An 18,493-nucleotide genomic window follows, 5' to 3' on the forward strand; every position below is an offset into this window, starting at 1 on the left:
CCGTCCGCCGGCCCGTGACAGACTGATGGATGTGCTGCGCTGGTTGACCGCTGGAGAATCCCATGGCCCGGCGCTCGTCGCGATGCTGGAGGGCGTGCCCGCCGGAATCGAGCTGACGAGCGCGTCCGTGGCGGCTGAGCTGGCCCGTCGACGCCTCGGCTACGGCCGCGGCGCCCGGATGAGCTTCGAGCAGGACGTCGTCGAGTTCATCGGCGGCCTCCGGCACGGGCTCACGCTCGGCAGCCCGGTGGCCATCCGCGTCGGCAACAGCGAGTGGCCGAAATGGGAGACGGTCATGGCGGCCGACCCGGTCGACCCGGACGTGCTCGCCGCGCAGGCGCGCAACGCGCCGCTGACCCGGCCCCGGCCCGGGCACGCCGACCTCGCCGGCATGCAGAAGTACGGGCACACCGACGCCCGGCCGATCCTCGAGCGCGCCAGCGCCCGGGAGACCGCGGCCCGAGTGGCCGTCGGCACCGTCGCCAAGGCGCTGCTGCGCCAGGCCCTCGGCGTCGAGATCGTCTCGCACGTCATCGAGCTCGGCTCGGTCGCCGCCAAGCCGGGGCTGGTGCCGCGGCCCGAGGACTTCGAGCGCATCGACGCCGACCCGCTGCGCTGCCTCGACCCGGAGGCGAGCGCGCGGATGGTCGAGGAGGTCGACGCGGCCAAGAAGGACGCCGACACCCTGGGCGGGATCGTCGAGGTCCTGGCCTACGGGGTGCCGCCGGGCCTGGGCAGCCACGTGCAGTGGGACCGCAAGCTCGACGCGCGCCTCGCCACGGCCCTCATGTCGATCCAGGCGATCAAGGGCGTCGAGATCGGCGACGCGTTCACGCAGGCGCGTTCCCGCGGCTCGGTGGCGCACGACGAGATCATCAACACCGTCGACGGCGTGCGGCGCATCACCGACCGGGCCGGCGGGCTCGAGGGCGGCATCACCACCGGCGAGCCGCTGCGCGTGCGCGCTGCGATGAAGCCGATCTCGTCGCTCAACCGGGCGCTGCAGACCGTCGACGTGGCCACCGGCGAGCCGGCGACCGCGATCAACCAGCGCTCCGACGTGTGCGCCGTGCCGGCCGCGGCCGTGGTCGCCGAGGCGATGGTGGCGCTGGTGCTGGCCGAGGCGGCGCTGGAGAAGTTCGGCGGCGACTCGGTGCCGGAGATCCGGCGCAACGTCGCCGGGTACCTCGAGAACCTGGTGATCCGATGAGCCCCCGAGCCGTGATCGTCGGCGCGCCCGGCGCCGGCAAGACGACCGTCGGCGAGCTGCTCGCCGCGCGGCTCGGCGTGCCGTTCCGCGACGCCGACGCGGTGATCGAGGAGCGGGCCGGCAAGCCGATCCCGGAGATCTTCTTCGACGAGGGCGAGGAGCATTTCCGCGCGCTCGAGACCGCCACGCTCGTGGCCGAGCTGGCGGGCTTCGACGGCGTCCTGGCGCTGGGCGGTGGCGCCGTGCTCGCCGAGGAGAACCGCAAGGCCCTCGCCGGGCACACCGTGGTCTACCTGGCCGTGCAGTTCGCCGACGCGGTCTCGCGGGTCGGGCTCGGCGCCGGCCGGCCGCTGCTGGCGATCAACCCGCGCGCCACGCTGAAGCACCTGCTGGACCAGCGCCGGCCGCTGTACGAGGCGGTCGCGACCGTCACGGTCAGCACCGACGGGCGGGAGCCGGAAGAGATCGCCGACGAGCTGGCGGGCCGGCTGTGAGCACCGTCGACGTCGCCACCTACGCGGTGCACATCGGGCGCGGCGTGCTCGACCACCTGCCGGACCTCGTGAAGGGCGCCAACCAGGTCGCGGTGATCTACGCCGCGCCGGTGCGCGAGCACGCGACGCGGGCCGAGGAGCGGCTGCGGGCCGCCGGGCACCACGTGCTGCCGATCGAGGTGCCCGACGCCGAGGCCGGCAAGGACATCTCCGTCGCCGCGCGCTGCTGGGACGCCCTCGGCGAGGCCGCCTTCACCCGCTCCGACGCGGTCGTCGGCGTCGGCGGCGGCGCGGTCACCGACCTGGCCGGGTTCGTCGCCGCGTCCTGGCTGCGCGGCGTGCGCCTGGTGACGGTCCCGACCAGCCTGCTGGGCATGGTCGACGCCGCCGTCGGCGGCAAGACCGGCATCAACACCGCGGCCGGCAAGAACCTCGTCGGCGCCTTCTACGAGCCGGCCGGCGTCCTGTGCGACCTGGCGGCGCTGGACACCCTGCCCGCCGACGACCTGCTCGCCGGTATGGCCGAGATCGTCAAGTGCGGGTTCATCGCCGACCCCGAGATCCTGCGGCTCATCGAGGCCGGCCCGGCCGCCGCGCTGGACCCGGCCGGCGAGGTGCTCGCCGAGCTCGTCGAGCGCTCGGTGGCGGTGAAGGCGCGGGTCGTCACCGTGGACCTGCGCGAGGGCGGGCTGCGCGAGATCCTCAACTACGGCCACACGCTCGGCCACGCGATCGAGCGCCGGGAGCGGTACACCTGGAAGCACGGCCACGCGATCAGCGTCGGCCTGGTGTTCGCCGCCGAGCTGGGCCGCCTCTCGGGCCGCCTCGCGCCGGACGTCGCCGCGCGGCACCGCGAGATCCTCGAGCGGCTCGGGCTGCCGGTGTCCTACCCGGCGGAGGCCTGGCCGGAGCTGCACGCCGCCATGCGGGTCGACAAGAAGGCCCGCGGCGCGACGCTGCGCTTCGTGGTGCTCGACGGCCTCGCCGAGCCGGGCACCCTGGCCGGCCCGGCCGACGAGCTGCTCGCGGAGGCCTACCGCGCCGTCGCCGCCTGAACCGCGGCCGCACTGCGCGTCGCCGGCGCGAGGACGGGCGCCATCGCGGGCGCGGGGGAGGGCGTGAGCGCCGCCGACTCGGCCGGCGGGCGCATGCGCAGGTAGAGCAGGCCGGCCACGGTGCCGATCGAGGCGGCGATGACCGCCTGTGGGTAGCCGGGCGCCCCGGTCGGCAGCAGGAACAGCGAGAGCCCGACCGAGCCCCACACCGCCGCCTGCGGCACCCGGCGCAGGCCGGCGGCGAGCGGGACGAAGGCCCACAGCAGGTACCACGGATGCACGACCGGGCCGAGCAGGATGATCGAGCTCAGCGCGAGGCCGAGCCCGGCGACCGGGTTCGGCGCCCGCAGCAGCGCCCAGCCGGCCAGCAGGCAGCCGGCGGCCGCGGCCAGGGTGCGGATGACCTGCATCGGCTCCGGCCAGCCCACGGCGCCCAGCAGCAGGCCGAGGTCGGTGCTGAACGACAGCCCGTTGCGCACCGACGTCGGGGTCTTCATCGCGCCGATCCAGCCGGTGCCCAGGCCCGAGGCCAGCTGCAGGCCGGCGAGCGAGGCCGCCGCGACGGCGCCGATGCGGGCCCACGCCCTCGGATTGATCAGCAGCACGGTGAGCAGCGCCAGCGCGGCCGGGGCCTTGATCAGGGCGGCGGCGCCGATCAGCACGGCGGCGAGCGCGGGCCGGCGGCGCACCGCGAGGTAGAGCCCGGCGGTCATCAGCCCGACCATGAGCGCGTCGTTGTGCATGCCGGCGATCAGGTGCAGCAGCAGCAGCGGGTTCAGCGCGCCGAACCACAGCGCCCGCTGCGGCGCCACCCCGAAGCGGGCCGCGATCCCCGGCAGGCACATCACCACCAGGGCGATGCCGACCAGCGCGATCAGCCGGAATGCCAGGACGCCCGCGACCACGTTGTCGCCGGCGAGGTTGACCACGGCCGCCGCGGCGCGCAGGAACAGCGGGCCGTAGGGCGCCGGGGTCTCCTGCCAGATCGCGGGCACGTCGGCGGCGAAGCGGCCGCCGAGCACCGCCGGGCCGTACTTGTAGGCGTCCAGGCCATCGTGGACCATCGCGCCCTGCGCGAGGTAGCTGTACACGTCCTGGCTGAACATCGGCGGCACGAGCACCAGCGGGCCCGCCCAGCACAGCAGCGTGCGGATCAGGTCGCCGGTCGTGTGGTCCTCGAGCGAGCGGCGCAGCCGCAGCCAGGCGCCGCACAACAGCGCGATGCCGACATAGGCGCCCGCGATCGCGAGCAGTGGGAAGTTGCGTAACTCACGGATCACCGGCCAGTGCGCAAACGGGTCGCGCTCCGGAAGCGCTCCGGCCGCGAGGCCACATACCGCGATTGCGACGGATCCGGCGAAGCCCAGAGTACGGTTGAGGATGTCCGGTCTTCCCACCCGGGCACGCTGGCAGAGTCATCTGTATGGATGGTTAACGATCGGTGAACCTGGTCATCAGAGGGCCGGTACACTGTTTCGGGCCGATTTTGCCTGCCCGGTACACTTCACCGGGCCTTTTCCCGCATCGGCGGATGTTCACGCCGCTCGGGACCACATCTTCCCGGTCTGCTGGCCGGCAGCGACGAAAGTGACGTCAAACCTCATGGCAACCACGAACGACCTGAAGAACGGCCTGGTGCTCAACCTCGACGGCGACCTGTGGACCGTCGTTGAGTTCCAGCATGTCAAGCCGGGCAAGGGCGGCGCGTTCGTGCGGACCACCCTGAAGAACGTGCTCTCCGGCAAGGTGGTCGACCGCACGTTCAACGCCGGGACCAAGGTCGAAACCGCCACGGTCGACAAGCGCACCATGCAGTACCTCTACGCCGACGGCGAGGACTTCGTGTTCATGGACCTGGACACGTACGACCAGATCACCGTCCCCGGCGGCACCGTCGGCGAGGCCAGCAAGTTCCTGCTGCCCGAGGCCGAGGTGATCGTCGCCACCCACGAGGGCGCGCCGCTCTACGTCGAGCTGCCGACCTCGGTGATCCTCGAGGTCACCTACACCGAGCCGGGCCTGCAGGGCGACCGCTCGACCGGCGGCACCAAGCCCGCCACGATGGAGACCGGCGCCACGGTCAACGTCCCGCTGTTCATCTCGACCGGCGAGAAGATCAAGGTCGACACCCGCGACAGTCGCTACCTGGGCCGGGCGTGACCAACAGCTCATCCGGCAACGGATCGTTCCTGGGCGGTGACGTCACCGCCCAGATGACGGCGCGGCGCAAGGCGCGCAAACGCGCCCTCGACGTGCTCTACCAGGCCGACCTGCGCGGCGAGCCGCGCGGGTCGGTGCTGACCGCCTACGTGGCCAACCTGGAGGAGCCCAAGCCCGGCTACCTTCCCTACACGGTCCAGCTCGTCGAGGGCGTCGAGAGCCACTCGCAGCGCATCGACGAGCTGCTGTCGAGCTACGCCGAGGGCTGGACGCTGGAGCGGATGCCGGTGGTGGACCGCAACCTGGCCCGCATCGCCGTGTACGAGCTGCTGTACAACGACGAGATCGACAACCCGGTGGCGATCACCGAGGCGGTCGAGCTCGCCGAGACGCTGTCCACGGACGACTCGCCGCGCTTCCTCAACGGCATCCTGGGCCGCATCGCCGACTACGCCACCTGATCACTACCAAGACAGCAGAAGGGGCCGCACCCGACCGGGCGCGGCCCCTTTCCTGCGTTGCTCAGCTCTGGAACAGGCTGCGCGGGTCGGTGACCAGCACCCCGTGCTCGTTGAGCCGCTCGACGAGGCCCGAGGGCGAGGCGTCGTACACGATCGCCAGGGCACGCAGGTCGTCGGCGCGGATCGACAGCACGCGGCCGTTGTAGTCACCACGCTGCTGCTGGATCGCCCGGGCGTAGCGGGCGACGTAGGCGAGGTCCTCGGCGCCGGCGTCGTAGAGGCGCTCCAGGTCGAGGACGATCTTGTTGGTGGGCTCGTGCCGCACGCCGCTGCCCTCGGGCAGCAGCTCGGCGACGGGCACGCGGTAGAACTCGGCCAGCTCCGCCAGGCGAGAGACGGTGACGGCACGGTCGCCACGCTCATACGACCCGACGACGACGGCCTTCCAGCGCCCTGCCGACTTCTCCTCGACACCCTGCAGAGACAGCCCCTGCTGCTGTCGGATGGAGCGCAGGCGAGCACCAAGAGACTTGGCGTACTCAGACGGCATACGGACACTCCCAGTCACTGGCCTGAGGGGTTTCCCCAGCGATCGCTACGGAGCGTGACCGTAACTGGCTGACGACGCGTGGTCAAGTGGTCGAGACCCTTCCGTTGCCCTGGTCAGGGCGGTTGTTAGGGTAGTTGACGTTCGACGTCCTTTAACGACCCGTCCGGTGAGGCGGGGAAGGAGGTCTGGTTTTGTCGTCCCCGACAACCGGCACTGAGCTGGGAAAAACCATCCTGACGGCGGCGGATTTCGCCCGGGTGGTCGACCGTATTGCCCATCAGATTCTGGAAAAGACGTCCGGGGCAGCCGAAACTGTGCTGCTGGGCATACCTACGCGCGGTGTTCCGCTGGCCAGGCGCCTCGCCGCCCGGATCGCCGCTTTCGAGGGCTTTGACGTCCCGGTGGGTGTGTTGGACATCACGCTCTATCGGGACGATCTACGCCTGCAGGCGACTCGTGCCGTGGGTCACACCGAAATCCCTCCGGGCGGCCTCGACGGGCGCCGCGTCATCCTCGTCGACGACGTGCTCTTCTCCGGGCGCACCGTGCGGGCCGCGCTCGACGCGCTCAAGGACCTCGGCCGGCCCCGGGCCGTCCAGCTGGCCGTCCTCGTCGACCGGGGCCACCGCGAGCTGCCGATCCGCGCCGACTACGTCGGCAAGAACATCCCGACCTCGATCGACGAGGTCGTGCGGGTGATGACGGCCGAGCACGACGGCATGGACGCCGTCCTGATCAAGAACAAGGGTGACCGGTGATGATCAAGCATCTGCTCGGCGCGGCCGACCTCGACGCACCCACCGCCACCCTGGTGCTCGACACCGCGGCCGAGATGGCGAGCCTGCAGGCCCGCGAGGTGAAGAAGCTGCCGACGCTGCGCGGCCGGACCGTGGTGAACCTCTTCTACGAGGACTCGACCCGCACCCGCATCTCCTTCGAGGCCGCGGCCAAGCGCCTGTCCGCCGATGTGATCAACTTCTCGGCCAAGGGCTCGAGCGTCTCCAAGGGTGAAAGTCTCAAGGACACCGCGCTGACGCTGCAGGCGATGGGCGCCGACGCCGTGGTGGTGCGCCACCCGGCCAGCGGCGCGCCCTACCGGCTGGCCAACTGGGTCGACGGCAGCGTGGTCAACGCCGGCGACGGCACCCACGAGCACCCCACCCAGGCGCTGCTGGACGCCTACACCATGCGCAGCCGCCTCGGCCGCCTCGCCGGGCTCAACGTCGTCATCGTCGGCGACGTGCTGCACTCCCGCGTCGCCCGCTCCAACGTCCAGCTGCTGCACACGCTCGGCGCGAAGGTGACGCTCGTCGCGCCGCCGACGCTGCTGCCCGTCGGCGTGGACTCCTGGACGGCGAAGACGTGCTACGACCTCGACGCCGTCGTGCCCGGCGCCGACGTGGTCATGATGCTGCGGGTCCAGCGCGAGCGGATGAACCAGGCGTACTTCCCCTCCGAGCGGGAGTACTCCCGCCGCTACGGCTTCGACGTGCCCCGCATGCGCCGCCTGCCCGAGCACGCGATCGTCATGCACCCCGGCCCGATGAACCGCGGCATGGAGATCGCGCCCGAGGTGGCCGACTCCGCCCGCTCCACGATCGTCGAACAGGTCGCCAACGGCGTGTCCGTGCGCATGGCGGTCCTCTACCTGCTGCTGGGAGGCAAGTCATGAAGATCGAGGGCACCAGCGTCGGGGAGATCACCGTCGAGGACGGGGTGATCGTCGCGATCGACCCCGCCAAGAAGGGCGCCCTGGTCGCGCTGCCGGGCCTGGTCGACCTGCACACACACCTGCGCGAGCCGGGCCGCGAGGACGCCGAGACCGTCGAGTCCGGCTCCCGGGCCGCCGCGCTGGGCGGCTATACGGCCGTGTGCGCGATGGCCAACACCTCGCCGGTCGCCGACACCGCCGGCGTGGTCGAGCAGGTCTGGCGGCTCGGGCGCGAGGCCGGCCTGGTCGACGTGCAGCCGATCGGCGCCGTCACCGTGGGCCTGGCCGGCGAGCAGCTGGCCGAGCTCGGCGCGATGGCCGACTCCGCCGCCCGCGTGCGGGTCTTCTCCGACGACGGGCACTGCGTGTCCGACCCGCGGCTCATGCGGCGCGCGCTGGAGTACGTGAAGGCGTTCGACGGGGTCGTCGCACAGCACGCCGAGGAGCCGCGGCTCACCTCCGGCGCGCAGATGAACGAGGGCGTGGTCGCCGCCCGCCTGGGCCTGACCGGCTGGCCGGCCGTCGCCGAGGAGGCGATCATCGCCCGCGACGTGCTGCTGGCCGGCCACGTGGGCGCGCGCCTGCACATCTGCCACGTCTCCACCGCCGGCAGCGTCGAGCTGATCCGCTGGGCCAAGTCCAAGGGCTGGCGGGTCACCGCCGAGGTCACCCCGCACCACCTGCTGCTCACCGAGGAGCGGGCGACGCACTACGACCCGGTCTTCAAGGTCAACCCGCCGCTGCGCACCCAGGCCGACGTCCTGGCGCTGCGCGCGGGCCTGCTCGACGGCACGATCGACTGCGTCGCCACCGACCACGCGCCGCACAGCGTGGAGGACAAGGAGTGCGAGTGGGCCAACGCCCGGCCGGGCATGCTCGGCCTGGAGACGGCGCTCGCGATCGTCGTGCAGACCATGGGCCCGCTCTGGGACCGCATCGCCGAGTGGATGTCCGCGGCGCCGGCCCGCATCGCGGGGCTGCGCGGCCAGGGCGAGCCCCTCGCGGTCGGCTCGCCGGCCAACATCGCGATCTTCGACCCGGGCGTGCGCTGGACCGTCGACCCGACGGCCATGGCCAGCCGCTCCCGGAACACCCCATACGCCGGAATGGAACTGCGCGGCCGCATCGAGGCGACCTACCTGCGCGGCGAGCCGACGGTGCTGAACGGAAAGGCGACACGGTGACGCGGAGAGAGGCCCTGCTCGTCCTGGAGGACGGGCGCACATTCCGGGGGGAGGCGTTCGGCGCCACCGGCGAGACCTTCGGCGAGGCGGTGTTCAACACCGGCATGACCGGCTACCAGGAGACGCTGACCGACCCGTCGTACCACCGCCAGGTCGTCGTGCAGACCGCACCCCAGATCGGCAACACCGGCGTCAACGACGAGGACGACGAGTCCTCGCGGATCTGGGTCGCCGGCTACGTGGTGCGCGACCCGTCCCGCAGCCACTCCAACTGGCGGGCCACCGGCAGCCTGCAGGACCGCCTCGCCGCCGAGGGCGTCGTCGGCATCAGCGGCATCGACACCCGCGCCCTCACCCGGCACCTGCGCGAGCGCGGCGCCATGCGGGTCGGGGTGTCCAGCGTCGACGACGACCGCGACGCGCTGCTGCAGCGGGTGCTCGAGCAGCCGCAGATGCTCGGCGCCGACCTGTCCGCCGAGGTCACGACGCCGCAGCGGTACACCGTGCAGGCCGAAGGCGAGCACCGGCTCACGGTCGCGGCCATCGACCTGGGCATCAAGCGCAACGTGCCCCGGCGCCTGGCCGCCCGCGGGGTGACCACCCACGTGCTGCCGGCCTCGGCCACCATCGAGGACATCCGGGCTCTCGGCGCCGATGCGGTCTTCTTCTCGCCCGGCCCGGGCGACCCCGCCACCGCCGACGGGCCGGTCGCGCTGGCCCGGGCGGTCATGGCGGCCCGCATCCCGTTGTTCGGCATCTGCTTCGGCAGCCAGATTCTGGGCCGGGCGCTGGGGTTCGGCACCTACAAGCTCGGGTACGGCCACCGGGGCATCAACCAGCCGGTGCTGGACCGCACCACCGGCAAGGTCGAGGTGACCAGCCACAACCACGGCTTCGCGGTCGACGCGCCCCTCGAGGGCCGCGTGGCGACCGAGTTCGGCGCCGTGGAGGTGAGCCACGTGTGCCTCAACGACAACGTGGTCGAGGGCCTGCGCTGCCTCGACGTGCCGGCCTTCACCGTGCAGTACCACCCGGAGGCGGCAGCGGGGCCGCACGACGCGGATTACCTGTTCGATCGATTCGCGGAGCTGATGCAGAACAATGCCTAAGCGCACCGACCTCCGGCACGTCCTCGTCATCGGCTCCGGCCCGATCGTCATCGGCCAGGCGTGCGAGTTCGACTACTCCGGCACGCAGGCGTGCCGTGTGCTGCGGGCCGAAGGCCTGCGCGTCAGCCTGGTCAACAGCAACCCGGCGACGATCATGACCGACCCCGAGTTCGCCGACGCCACCTACGTCGAGCCGATCACGCCCGAGTTCGTGGAGCAGGTCATCGCCCGCGAGCGCCCCGACGCGCTGCTGGCCACGCTGGGCGGCCAGACGGCGCTCAACACCGCCGTGGCGCTGCACGAGGCCGGCGTGCTCGACAAGTACGGCGTGGAGCTCATCGGCGCCGACATCGAGGCGATCCGCCGCGGCGAGGACCGCCAGCTGTTCAAGGACATCGTGGCCCGCGCCGGCGGCGACACGCCCCGCTCGCGGGTCTGCCACTCCATGGAGGAGGTGCACGCGACCGTCGCCGACCTCGGTCTGCCGGTCGTCATCCGCCCCTCCTTCACCATGGGCGGCCTGGGCTCCGGCATGGCGCACACCCCGGAGGACCTCGAGCGGCTCGCCGGCGGCGGCCTCGCCGCCTCGCCGGTGCACGAGGTGCTCATCGAGGAGAGCGTGCTCGGCTGGAAGGAGTACGAGCTCGAGCTCATGCGCGACAAGCACGACAACGTCGTGGTCGTGTGCTCGATCGAGAACGTCGACGCGATGGGCGTGCACACCGGCGACTCGGTGACCGTCGCGCCGGCGATGACGCTGACCGACGTGGAGTACCAGCGGCTGCGCGACCTCGGCATCGCCGTGCTGCGCGAGGTCGGGGTCGACACCGGCGGCTGCAACATCCAGTTCGCGGTCCACCCGGGCACTGGCCGGCTGGTCGTCATCGAGATGAACCCGCGGGTGTCGCGCTCCAGCGCCCTGGCCAGCAAGGCGACCGGCTTCCCGATCGCGAAGATCGCCGCGAAGCTCGCCATCGGCTACACCCTGGACGAGATCCCCAACGACATCACCCTCAAGACGCCGGCCGCCTTCGAGCCGTCGCTGGACTACGTCGTGGTGAAGATCCCGCGCTTCGCCTTCGAGAAGTTCCCCGGCGCCGACGCCGAGCTGACCACGACCATGAAGTCGGTCGGCGAGGCGATGTCGCTCGGGCGGACCTTCGCCGAGGCCCTGGGCAAGGCCATGCGGTCGCTGGAGACGAAGGCCGGCGGTTTCTGGACGGTACCGGACAAAACAGACAAATCTGTTTTGCACGATCTGCGCATTCCGCACGACGGGCGCCTCTACACCGCCGAGCTCGCGCTGCGCCAGGGGCACACCGTCGCCGAGGTCGCCGAGGTGTCCGGCTTCGACCCGTGGTTCGTCGACCAGCTCGCCGCGCTCGTCGAGCTGCGCGCCGAGATCGTCGAGGCGGCCGTGCTCGACCTGCCGCTGCTGCGCCGTGCGAAGCGGGCCGGCCTGTCCGACCGGCAGGTCGCGGCGCTGCGCCCGGAGTTCGCCGGCGAGGATGGGGTGCGTTCGCTGCGCCACCGGCTGGGGCTGCGGCCGGTGTACAAGACGGTGGACACCTGCGCCGCCGAGTTCGCCGCCGGCACGCCGTACCACTACAGCACCTACGAGGACGAGACCGAGGTCACCCCGTCGGACCGCCCGAAGGTGATCATCCTGGGCTCCGGCCCCAACCGCATCGGCCAGGGCATTGAGTTCGACTACTCGTGCGTGCACGCGGTCATGGCCCTGCGCGCCAAGGGCTACGAGACCGTCATGGTCAACTGCAACCCGGAGACGGTGTCCACCGACTACGACACCGCCGACCGGCTGTACTTCGAGCCGCTGACCTTCGAGGACGTGCTCGAGGTCTTCCACGCCGAGGACGGCTCCGGCCGCGCGGCGGGCGGCCCCGGCGTCGTGGGCGTGATCGTGCAGCTGGGCGGGCAGACCCCGCTGGGCCTGGCCGAACGCCTCGAGCGCGCCGGCGTGCCGATCGTGGGCACCTCGCCGGCCGCCATCGACCTCGCCGAGGACCGCGGCCTGTTCGGCAAGCTGCTGACCGAGGCCGGACTGCGCTCGCCGGCGCACGGGACCGCCACCACGTTCCCGGAGGCCAAGCTCATCGCCGACGAGATCGGCTACCCGGTGCTGGTGCGCCCGTCCTACGTGCTCGGCGGCCGCGGCATGGAGATCGTCTACGACGAGCCGACGCTGCGCGACTACATCGGGCGGGCGACCGAGATCTCACCGGCGCACCCGGTGCTCGTCGACCGCTTCCTCGACGATGCCATCGAGATCGACGTCGACGCGCTGTGCGACGCGACCGGCGAGGTGTACCTCGGCGGGGTCATGGAGCACATCGAGGAGGCCGGCATCCACTCCGGCGACTCCTCGTGCGCGCTGCCGCCGATCACGCTCGCCGCGGTACACCTGGCGGAGGTGCGCCGCTACACGGCCGCCATCGCCCGGGGCATCGGCGTGCGTGGCCTGCTCAACGTGCAGTACGCGCTGAAGGACGACGTGCTGTACGTGCTGGAGGCCAACCCGCGCGCCTCGCGCACCGTGCCGTTCGTGTCGAAGGCGACGGCGGTACCGCTGGCCAAGGCGGCCGCCCGCATCGCGCTCGGCGCCACGATCGCGGACCTGCGCGCGGAGGGGCTGCTGCCGGCCGACGGCGACGGCGGCGCCCTGCCCGAGCACGCCCCGATCGCGGTGAAGGAGGCGGTGCTGCCCTTCAAGCGCTTCCGCACCGCCGAGGGCAAGGGCGTGGACAACCTGCTCGGCCCGGAGATGAAGTCGACCGGCGAGGTGATGGGCATCGACCCGTCCTTCGGCCACGCGTTCGCCAAGTCGCAGGCGGCGGCGTACGGCTCGCTGCCGACCTCGGGCACGGTGCTGGTCACGGTCGCCAACCGGGACAAGCGCGGGATCGTGTTCCCGGTCAAGCGCCTGGCCGACCTGGGCTTCGCGATCGTCGCCACCGCCGGCACCGGCGAGGTGCTGCGCCGCTACGGGGTGGCGTGCGAGATCGTGCCGAAGCACTTTGAAGAAGGCGGCGGGCGCAACGCGGTGTCGTTGATCGCGGACGGCGACGTCGCCCTCGTCATCAACACGCCGCAGGGCTCCAGCGGCCGCCAGGACGGCTACGAGATCCGCAGCGCGGCCGTGGTGAGCGACATCCCGTGCATCACCACGCTGCCGGGCGCCGCGGCCGCGGTCATGGGCATCGAGGCGCTCATCCGCGGCGAGATGTCCGTGCGGCCCCTGCAGGAGCTGCATGCGGCCCTGCGGGAAGCGCGGTGAGCTTCTACGAGCGGGCGGTCCGCCCGGCGCTGTTCCGGATGAACGGCGGCGACGCCGAGGCGGTGCACGAGCGGACCCTGCGCGTGCTGGCGCGCCTGCCCCGGGCGCGGCGGGCCTACAGCCCGCCCGGGGCGCGGCGCACCGTGTTCGGCGTCGACTTCCCCAACCCGGTCGGCCTCGCCGCCGGCATGGACAAGGACGGCCGGGCGCTGGGCGCCTGGCCGCGCCTGGGCTTCGGCTTCGTCGAGGTGGGCACCGTCACGCAGCACGCGCAGCCGGGCAACGACCGGCCCCGGCTGTTCCGGCTGCCGCAGTACGAGGCGGTCGTCAACCGGATGGGGTTCAACAACGCCGGCGCGGACGCGCTGGCGGCCCGGCTGCGCGCCCTGGGGCCGCTGCCGGTGCCCCTGGGCATCAGCCTGGGCAAGTCGAAGGTGACCCCGCTCACCGGCGCCGTGGAGGACTACGTCCACAGCTTCCGGCAGCTGTACGGCCTGGGCTCCTACTTCGCCGTCAACGTCAGCTCCCCGAACACGCCCGGCCTGCGGGAGCTGCAGGACAAGGAGCACCTGTCGGCGCTGCTGGGCGCGCTGCGCGCCGAGGCGCTTTCGCTGGGCGGCCCGGTGCCGATCCTGGTGAAGGTCGCGCCGGACCTGACCGACGCCGCCCTGGGCGACCTGCTCGACGTGTGCCTCGGCGTGGGTGTGGCCGGGCTCATCGCGACCAACACCACGGTCGAGCGGCCCGGCGTGAGCACGACCGAGGCCGGCGGGCTCAGCGGCCGGCCACTGGCGCCCCGCGCGCTGGAGGTGGTGCGTTTCGTGGCCAAGGAGAGCGGCCTGCCCGTCGTCGGCGTGGGCGGGATCACGCGGCCGGACGACGCGCAGCGGATGCTCGAGGCCGGCGCCGCCCTCGTCCAGCTGTACACCGGATTCATCTTCCACGGCCCGCGGCTGGTCCGCGGCGCCGTCGCCGCGACGAGGAGCATGACGTGACCAAACCCTTCGGCGCCCGGCTGCGGGCCGCCATGGACGCGCTGGGGCCGCTGTGCGTGGGCATCGACCCTCACCCCTCCCTGCTGGCCGGTTGGGGCCTCTCCGACGATGTCAAGGGCCTGGAATCGTTCGGTCGGACGGTGGGGGAGGCCCTGGCCGGACGGGTCGCGGCGATCAAGCCCCAGTCCGCCTTTTTTGAGCGTTTCGGCTCCAGGGGCATAGCCGTCCTTGAGTCGGTTATCCGACAGTTGCGCGGGTCGGGCAGCCTCGTGATCCTCGACGTCAAGCGGGGTGACATCGGCTCGACGGCCGCCGCGTACGCCGACGCCTACCTCGATCCGGCGTCCCCGCTGTGCGCCGACGCGGTCACCGTGAGTCCGTACCTCGGCTTCGGCTCGCTGGCCCCGATCATCGACAAAGCCCAGCGCAACGGCCTCGGCGCGTTCGTGCTGGCGATGACCTCCAACCCCGAGGGCGCCTCCGTGCAGCGGGCCGTCGCGGGGGACGGGCGTACCGTCGCACAGGTGATCGTCGACGAGATTTCGCAGGTCAACGCGGGTGTGAGCCCCATGGGCAGCGTCGGCGCGGTCATCGGCGCGACCGTCGGGACGACCGGGCTGAGGCTGACCGATCTCAATGGACCGATCCTCGCGCCGGGCCTCGGCGCGCAGGGCGGGCGGGCCGAAGATCTGCGCGCCGTGTTCGGCGACGCGCTCGGGCTGGTGCTGCCGTCGTGGTCCCGCGAGGTCCTCTCGGCGGGCCCGGAAGTGTCGGCGCTTCGGGCCGCGGCGGACCGCGCGCGCGAATCCTGTGCGTCCGCAATTGCGGTCACTGCGTGATCATCGAATCTTCACAAGGCGTCGATCTTGCCTTCCGACGTTGCCGAAATGGCTTCTGACCGCTAGTTTTCCCGGCGCTAGACCATCAACACTTTTTTCAAGGGACCTGAGGAGACCTGGTGCCGCTCCCGTCACTGAGCCCGGAACAGCGCGCGGCCGCTTTGGAAAAGGCGGCTGAGATCCGCAAGGCTCGCGCTGAGCTGAAGGAGCAACTCAAGCAGGGCAAGACGACCCTTGCTGCCGTGATCGATCGTGCCGAGTCCGACGATGTCGTCGGCAAGCTCAAGGTCTCGGCCGTGCTGCAGGCGATGCCCGGCATCGGCAAGATCCGGGCAACGCAGATCATGGAGAAGCTGAAGATCGCCGAGAGCCGCCGCCTGCGCGGCCTGGGCGACCAGCAGCGCAAGGCCCTGCTCGGGGAGTTCGCCGGCGGTAAGTGACCCGCCCGGCGGTCCCCCCGGACCGGTACATCGACCCGACGCGCCCGGACCTCGGTCCGGGCGCGTCGGCGTTGTTGCAGCTCTGGTAAGGTTGTCAGGTTCGTGAGCTGTCCGACGCTCCCAAGAGCCGTCAATTTTGCGAAAGTGTTGAGGTTTTTCCGTGGCCGGAACCGTGGCAGACCCGCAGGGGATCACCAACCCGCCGATCGACGAGCTTCTGGAAAAGACGACGTCGAAGTACGCCCTGGTGATTTTCGCGGCGAAGCGTGCCCGCCAGGTCAATGCCTACTACAGCCAGCTGGGTGAGGGCCTCCTCGAATACGTGGGTCCGCTCGTGGAGACCACGCCGCAGGAGAAGCCGCTCTCCATCGCCCTGCGCGAGATCAACAGCGGGCTGCTGACCGCCGAGCGCATCGAAGAGACCCCCTGAGCCAGACGATGCCCGACCGCCACACCGGGGAACGGCCTCGTGTCGTCCTCGGCGTGGCTGGCGGTATCGCCGCCTACAAGGCGTGCGAGCTGCTGCGGCTGTTGACCGAGTCGGGCCACCGGGTCCGGGTCGTGCCCACAGCCGCGGCGCTCACCTTCGTCGGCGAGGCCACCTGGGCCGCGCTGTCCGGGCAGCCGGTCAGCACCGACGTCTGGACCGGTGCCCACGAGGTGCCGCACGTCCGCCTCGGCCGCGAGGCCGACCTGGTCGTCATCGCACCGGCCACCGCCGACCTGCTCGCCAAGGCCGCGACCGGCCTGGCCGACGACCTGCTCACCAACACGCTGCTCACCGCCCGGTGCCCGGTGCTGTTCGCGCCGGCGATGCACACCGAGATGTGGGAGCACCCGGCCACGCAGGCCAACGTCGCCACCCTGCGCTCGCGCGGCGCCGTGGTCCTCGAGCCCGCCGTCGGGCGGCTGACGGGTGCCGACACCGGCAAGGGCCGGCTGCCCGAGCCGGCCGAGATCTTCGCCGCCGCGACCCGCCTGCTGCGCCGGGGCGCGACCGCGCCCGACCTGGCCGGACGGCACGTGGTGGTCACCGCGGGCGGCACCCGCGAGCCGATCGACCCGGTGCGCTTCATCGGCAACCGGTCGTCGGGCAAGCAGGGCTATGCCATCGCCCGCGCCGCGATCGCCCGGGGCGCGCGCGTGACGCTCATCTCCGCCAACGTCGCGCTGCCCGACCCGGCCGGTGCCGACGTGGTGCGGGTGGAGACCACCGAGCAGCTGCGGGTGGCCGTGGTCACCGCCGCGAAGGCCGCCGACGCCGTGGTGATGGCCGCGGCGCCCGCCGACTTCCGGCCGGCGACGTTCGCGGCCAGCAAGATCAAGAAGGTGGATGGCGCGGCGCCGGTGATCGAGCTGGTCACCAACCCGGACATCGCCGCCGAGCTGGGCGCGGCCAAGCCCGACGGCCAGGTGCTCGTCGCGTTCGCCGCCGAGACGGCGGAGCTGTCGGTGGCGCTGGCCGCCGGGCACGAGAAGCTGTTGCGTAAGCGCGCCGACCTCATCGTGGTCAACGAGGTCGGCATGGCCAAGACGTTCGGCGCCGAGCACAACCAGGCGGTGATCCTCGGTGCGGACGGTAGCCAGGACGCATTGCCAGAACTCTCCAAAGACGATCTGGCTGATAGGATTTTAGATCGAGTCGCTGACCGTTTTGCCTGATCGCAGCGCTGCTGGTGCAGTGTGGCGCCGGGCGTGATGACGGGTCCGCGACCAATACCCGACCGCCAGGTCGTACACTCTGGCGGAATCAACTGTCGAACGCCGTAACCCCTAGGAGCACCGTTGGCACGCCGCCTTTTCACGTCAGAGTCGGTCACCGAAGGTCACCCCGACAAGATCGCCGATCAGATCAGTGACGGCGTCCTGGACGCGCTCCTCACGCAGGACCCGCGCAGCCGGGTGGCCGTTGAGACGCTGATCACCACCGGCCAGGTCCACGTCGCGGGTGAGGTGACCACCAGCGCCTACGCCGACATCGCCAAGATCGTCCGCGAGACGATCCTGGGCATCGGTTACGACTCGTCGAAGAAGGGCTTCGACGGCGCCTCCTGCGGCGTGAGCGTGTCGATCGGCTCCCAGTCGCCCGACATCGCGCAGGGCGTGGACTCGGCGATCGAGGTCCGTGAGGGCGCCGGCGGCGACGCGCTGGACCTGCAGGGCGCCGGCGACCAGGGCATGATGTTCGGCTTCGCGTGCAGCGAGACGCCCGAGCTCATGCCGCTGCCGATCGCGCTCGCGCACCGCCTGGCCCGCCGCCTGTCCGCGGTGCGCAAGGACGGCACCATCCCCTACCTGCGCCCGGACGGCAAGACGCAGGTCACCATCGAGTACGACGGCCTGCGCCCGGTGCGCCTGCACACCGTCGTGGTGTCCAGCCAGCACGCCCCGGACATCTCGCTCGACTCGCTGCTGACCCCGGACGTGCGCGAGCACGTCATCGCCCCCGAGCTCGAGGGCCTGGGCCTGGAGACCGACGGCTACCGGCTGCTGGTCAACCCGACCGGCCGCTTCGAGATCGGCGGCCCGATGGGCGACGCCGGCCTCACCGGCCGCAAGATCATCGTCGACACCTACGGCGGCTACGCCCGCCACGGCGGCGGCGCCTTCTCCGGCAAGGACCCGTCCAAGGTCGACCGCTCCGCCGCCTACGCGATGCGCTGGGTCGCCAAGAACGTCGTGGCCGCCGGCCTGGCCGAGCGCTGCGAGGTCCAGGTCGCCTACGCCATCGGCAAGGCGCACCCGGTCTCGCTGTTCGTCGAGACCTTCGGCACCGAGGTCGTGCCGGTCGAGCGGATCGAGAAGGCCATCAACGAGGTCTTCGACCTGCGCCCGGCCGCGATCATCCGCGACCTGGACCTGCTCAAGCCGGTGTACCAGCAGACGGCCGCCTACGGGCACTTCGGCCGCGAGCTGCCCGGCTTCACGTGGGAGCAGGCCAGCCGCACGTCCGAGCTGAAGTCCGCCGCCGGCGCCTGACGCTCCAACAG

Annotated in this window: 18 protein-coding genes; 16 read left to right on the forward strand and 2 right to left on the reverse strand. The window is 71.8% G+C overall.

Annotated features, from left to right (window positions below; all coding sequences use genetic code 11):
- Window positions 1-31: 31 nt before the first annotated feature.
- The 3 genes from aroC to aroB are packed head-to-tail and all read left to right on the forward strand — an operon-like array spanning window position 32 to window position 2,759.
- Entirely contained in the window at window positions 32-1,210 is a 1,179-nt protein-coding gene (gene aroC, locus ABD901_RS30785) for a chorismate synthase (RefSeq protein ID WP_345131887.1), read from the forward strand.
- Entirely contained in the window at window positions 1,207-1,704 is a 498-nt protein-coding gene (locus tag ABD901_RS30790; RefSeq protein ID WP_345131888.1) for a shikimate kinase, read from the forward strand. Before aroC ends, ABD901_RS30790 begins: the two co-directional genes overlap by 4 nt.
- Window positions 1,701-2,759, forward strand: coding sequence for a 3-dehydroquinate synthase (gene aroB, locus ABD901_RS30795; protein WP_345131889.1), 1,059 nt, complete (start codon window positions 1,701-1,703; stop codon window positions 2,757-2,759). Before ABD901_RS30790 ends, aroB begins: the two co-directional genes overlap by 4 nt.
- On the opposite strand, the gene mptB is transcribed toward aroB, so the two are convergent.
- The gene (gene mptB / locus ABD901_RS30800; protein WP_345131890.1) at window positions 2,738-4,156 is read right to left on the reverse strand and encodes a polyprenol phosphomannose-dependent alpha 1,6 mannosyltransferase MptB; all 1,419 of its coding nucleotides are present in this window, start codon (window positions 4,154-4,156) and stop codon (window positions 2,738-2,740) included. The genes aroB and mptB overlap by 22 nt on opposite strands.
- A gap of 205 nt (window positions 4,157-4,361) precedes the next feature.
- Here mptB and efp point away from each other — a divergent pair, with 205 nt between their 5' ends.
- Window positions 4,362-4,919 (forward strand): elongation factor P, encoded by a 558-nt coding sequence (gene efp / locus ABD901_RS30805; RefSeq protein WP_345131892.1) that lies wholly within the window; start codon window positions 4,362-4,364, stop codon window positions 4,917-4,919.
- Window positions 4,920-4,972: 53 nt separating this feature from the next.
- Window positions 4,973-5,380, forward strand: coding sequence for a transcription antitermination factor NusB (nusB, locus tag ABD901_RS30810; RefSeq protein WP_345131979.1), 408 nt, complete (start codon window positions 4,973-4,975; stop codon window positions 5,378-5,380).
- 61 nt (window positions 5,381-5,441) lie between these two features.
- Here the strand turns inward: nusB and bldD are convergent, their stop codons facing one another.
- The gene (gene bldD / locus ABD901_RS30815) at window positions 5,442-5,930 is read right to left on the reverse strand and encodes a transcriptional regulator BldD (protein WP_033356835.1); all 489 of its coding nucleotides are present in this window, start codon (window positions 5,928-5,930) and stop codon (window positions 5,442-5,444) included.
- 191 nt (window positions 5,931-6,121) lie between these two features.
- On the opposite strand from bldD, the gene pyrR reads away from it, so the two are divergent.
- The 11 genes from pyrR (at window position 6,122) to metK (ending at window position 18,482) form a co-directional block, all read left to right on the forward strand.
- Complete coding sequence (gene pyrR, locus ABD901_RS30820) at window positions 6,122-6,688, forward strand: bifunctional pyr operon transcriptional regulator/uracil phosphoribosyltransferase PyrR (protein ID WP_345131893.1); 567 nt, start codon at window positions 6,122-6,124, stop codon at window positions 6,686-6,688.
- Entirely contained in the window at window positions 6,688-7,602 is a 915-nt protein-coding gene (locus tag ABD901_RS30825) for an aspartate carbamoyltransferase catalytic subunit (protein ID WP_345131895.1), read from the forward strand. Before pyrR ends, ABD901_RS30825 begins: the two co-directional genes overlap by 1 nt.
- Window positions 7,599-8,825, forward strand: a complete 1,227-nt coding sequence (locus ABD901_RS30830) for a dihydroorotase (protein WP_345131897.1) — start codon at window positions 7,599-7,601, stop codon at window positions 8,823-8,825. The genes ABD901_RS30825 and ABD901_RS30830 overlap by 4 nt, the downstream gene beginning before the upstream one ends.
- A complete protein-coding gene (gene carA, locus ABD901_RS30835) occupies window positions 8,822-9,934 on the forward strand; it encodes a glutamine-hydrolyzing carbamoyl-phosphate synthase small subunit (RefSeq protein ID WP_345131899.1) in 1,113 nt (370 codons plus the stop codon). Before ABD901_RS30830 ends, carA begins: the two co-directional genes overlap by 4 nt.
- Window positions 9,927-13,229, forward strand: a complete 3,303-nt coding sequence (gene carB, locus ABD901_RS30840) for a carbamoyl-phosphate synthase large subunit (RefSeq protein WP_345131900.1) — start codon at window positions 9,927-9,929, stop codon at window positions 13,227-13,229. The genes carA and carB overlap by 8 nt, the downstream gene beginning before the upstream one ends.
- Window positions 13,226-14,224: a quinone-dependent dihydroorotate dehydrogenase gene (locus ABD901_RS30845; protein WP_345131902.1), complete on the forward strand. Its 999-nt coding sequence runs from the start codon at window positions 13,226-13,228 to the stop codon at window positions 14,222-14,224. The genes carB and ABD901_RS30845 overlap by 4 nt, the downstream gene beginning before the upstream one ends.
- Entirely contained in the window at window positions 14,221-15,063 is an 843-nt protein-coding gene (gene pyrF, locus ABD901_RS30850) for an orotidine-5'-phosphate decarboxylase (RefSeq protein ID WP_345131904.1), read from the forward strand. Before ABD901_RS30845 ends, pyrF begins: the two co-directional genes overlap by 4 nt.
- Before the next feature lie 119 nt (window positions 15,064-15,182).
- Window positions 15,183-15,503 (forward strand): integration host factor, actinobacterial type, encoded by a 321-nt coding sequence (gene mihF / locus ABD901_RS30855; protein WP_190253177.1) that lies wholly within the window; start codon window positions 15,183-15,185, stop codon window positions 15,501-15,503.
- A gap of 160 nt (window positions 15,504-15,663) precedes the next feature.
- A complete protein-coding gene (gene rpoZ, locus ABD901_RS30860) occupies window positions 15,664-15,933 on the forward strand; it encodes a DNA-directed RNA polymerase subunit omega (RefSeq protein WP_344616982.1) in 270 nt (89 codons plus the stop codon).
- 8 nt (window positions 15,934-15,941) lie between these two features.
- Window positions 15,942-17,165 (forward strand): bifunctional phosphopantothenoylcysteine decarboxylase/phosphopantothenate--cysteine ligase CoaBC, encoded by a 1,224-nt coding sequence (gene coaBC / locus ABD901_RS30865; RefSeq protein WP_345131908.1) that lies wholly within the window; start codon window positions 15,942-15,944, stop codon window positions 17,163-17,165.
- A gap of 123 nt (window positions 17,166-17,288) precedes the next feature.
- Window positions 17,289-18,482 carry a methionine adenosyltransferase gene (gene metK / locus ABD901_RS30870; RefSeq protein WP_345131910.1) on the forward strand — a complete coding sequence of 398 codons (1,194 nt, stop codon included), beginning with the start codon at window positions 17,289-17,291 and terminating at the stop codon, window positions 18,480-18,482.
- The last annotated feature ends 11 nt before the right edge of the window (window positions 18,483-18,493 follow it).

Source organism: Dactylosporangium darangshiense, assembly GCF_039537565.1.
GTDB classification, from domain to species: domain Bacteria; phylum Actinomycetota; class Actinomycetes; order Mycobacteriales; family Micromonosporaceae; genus Dactylosporangium; species Dactylosporangium darangshiense.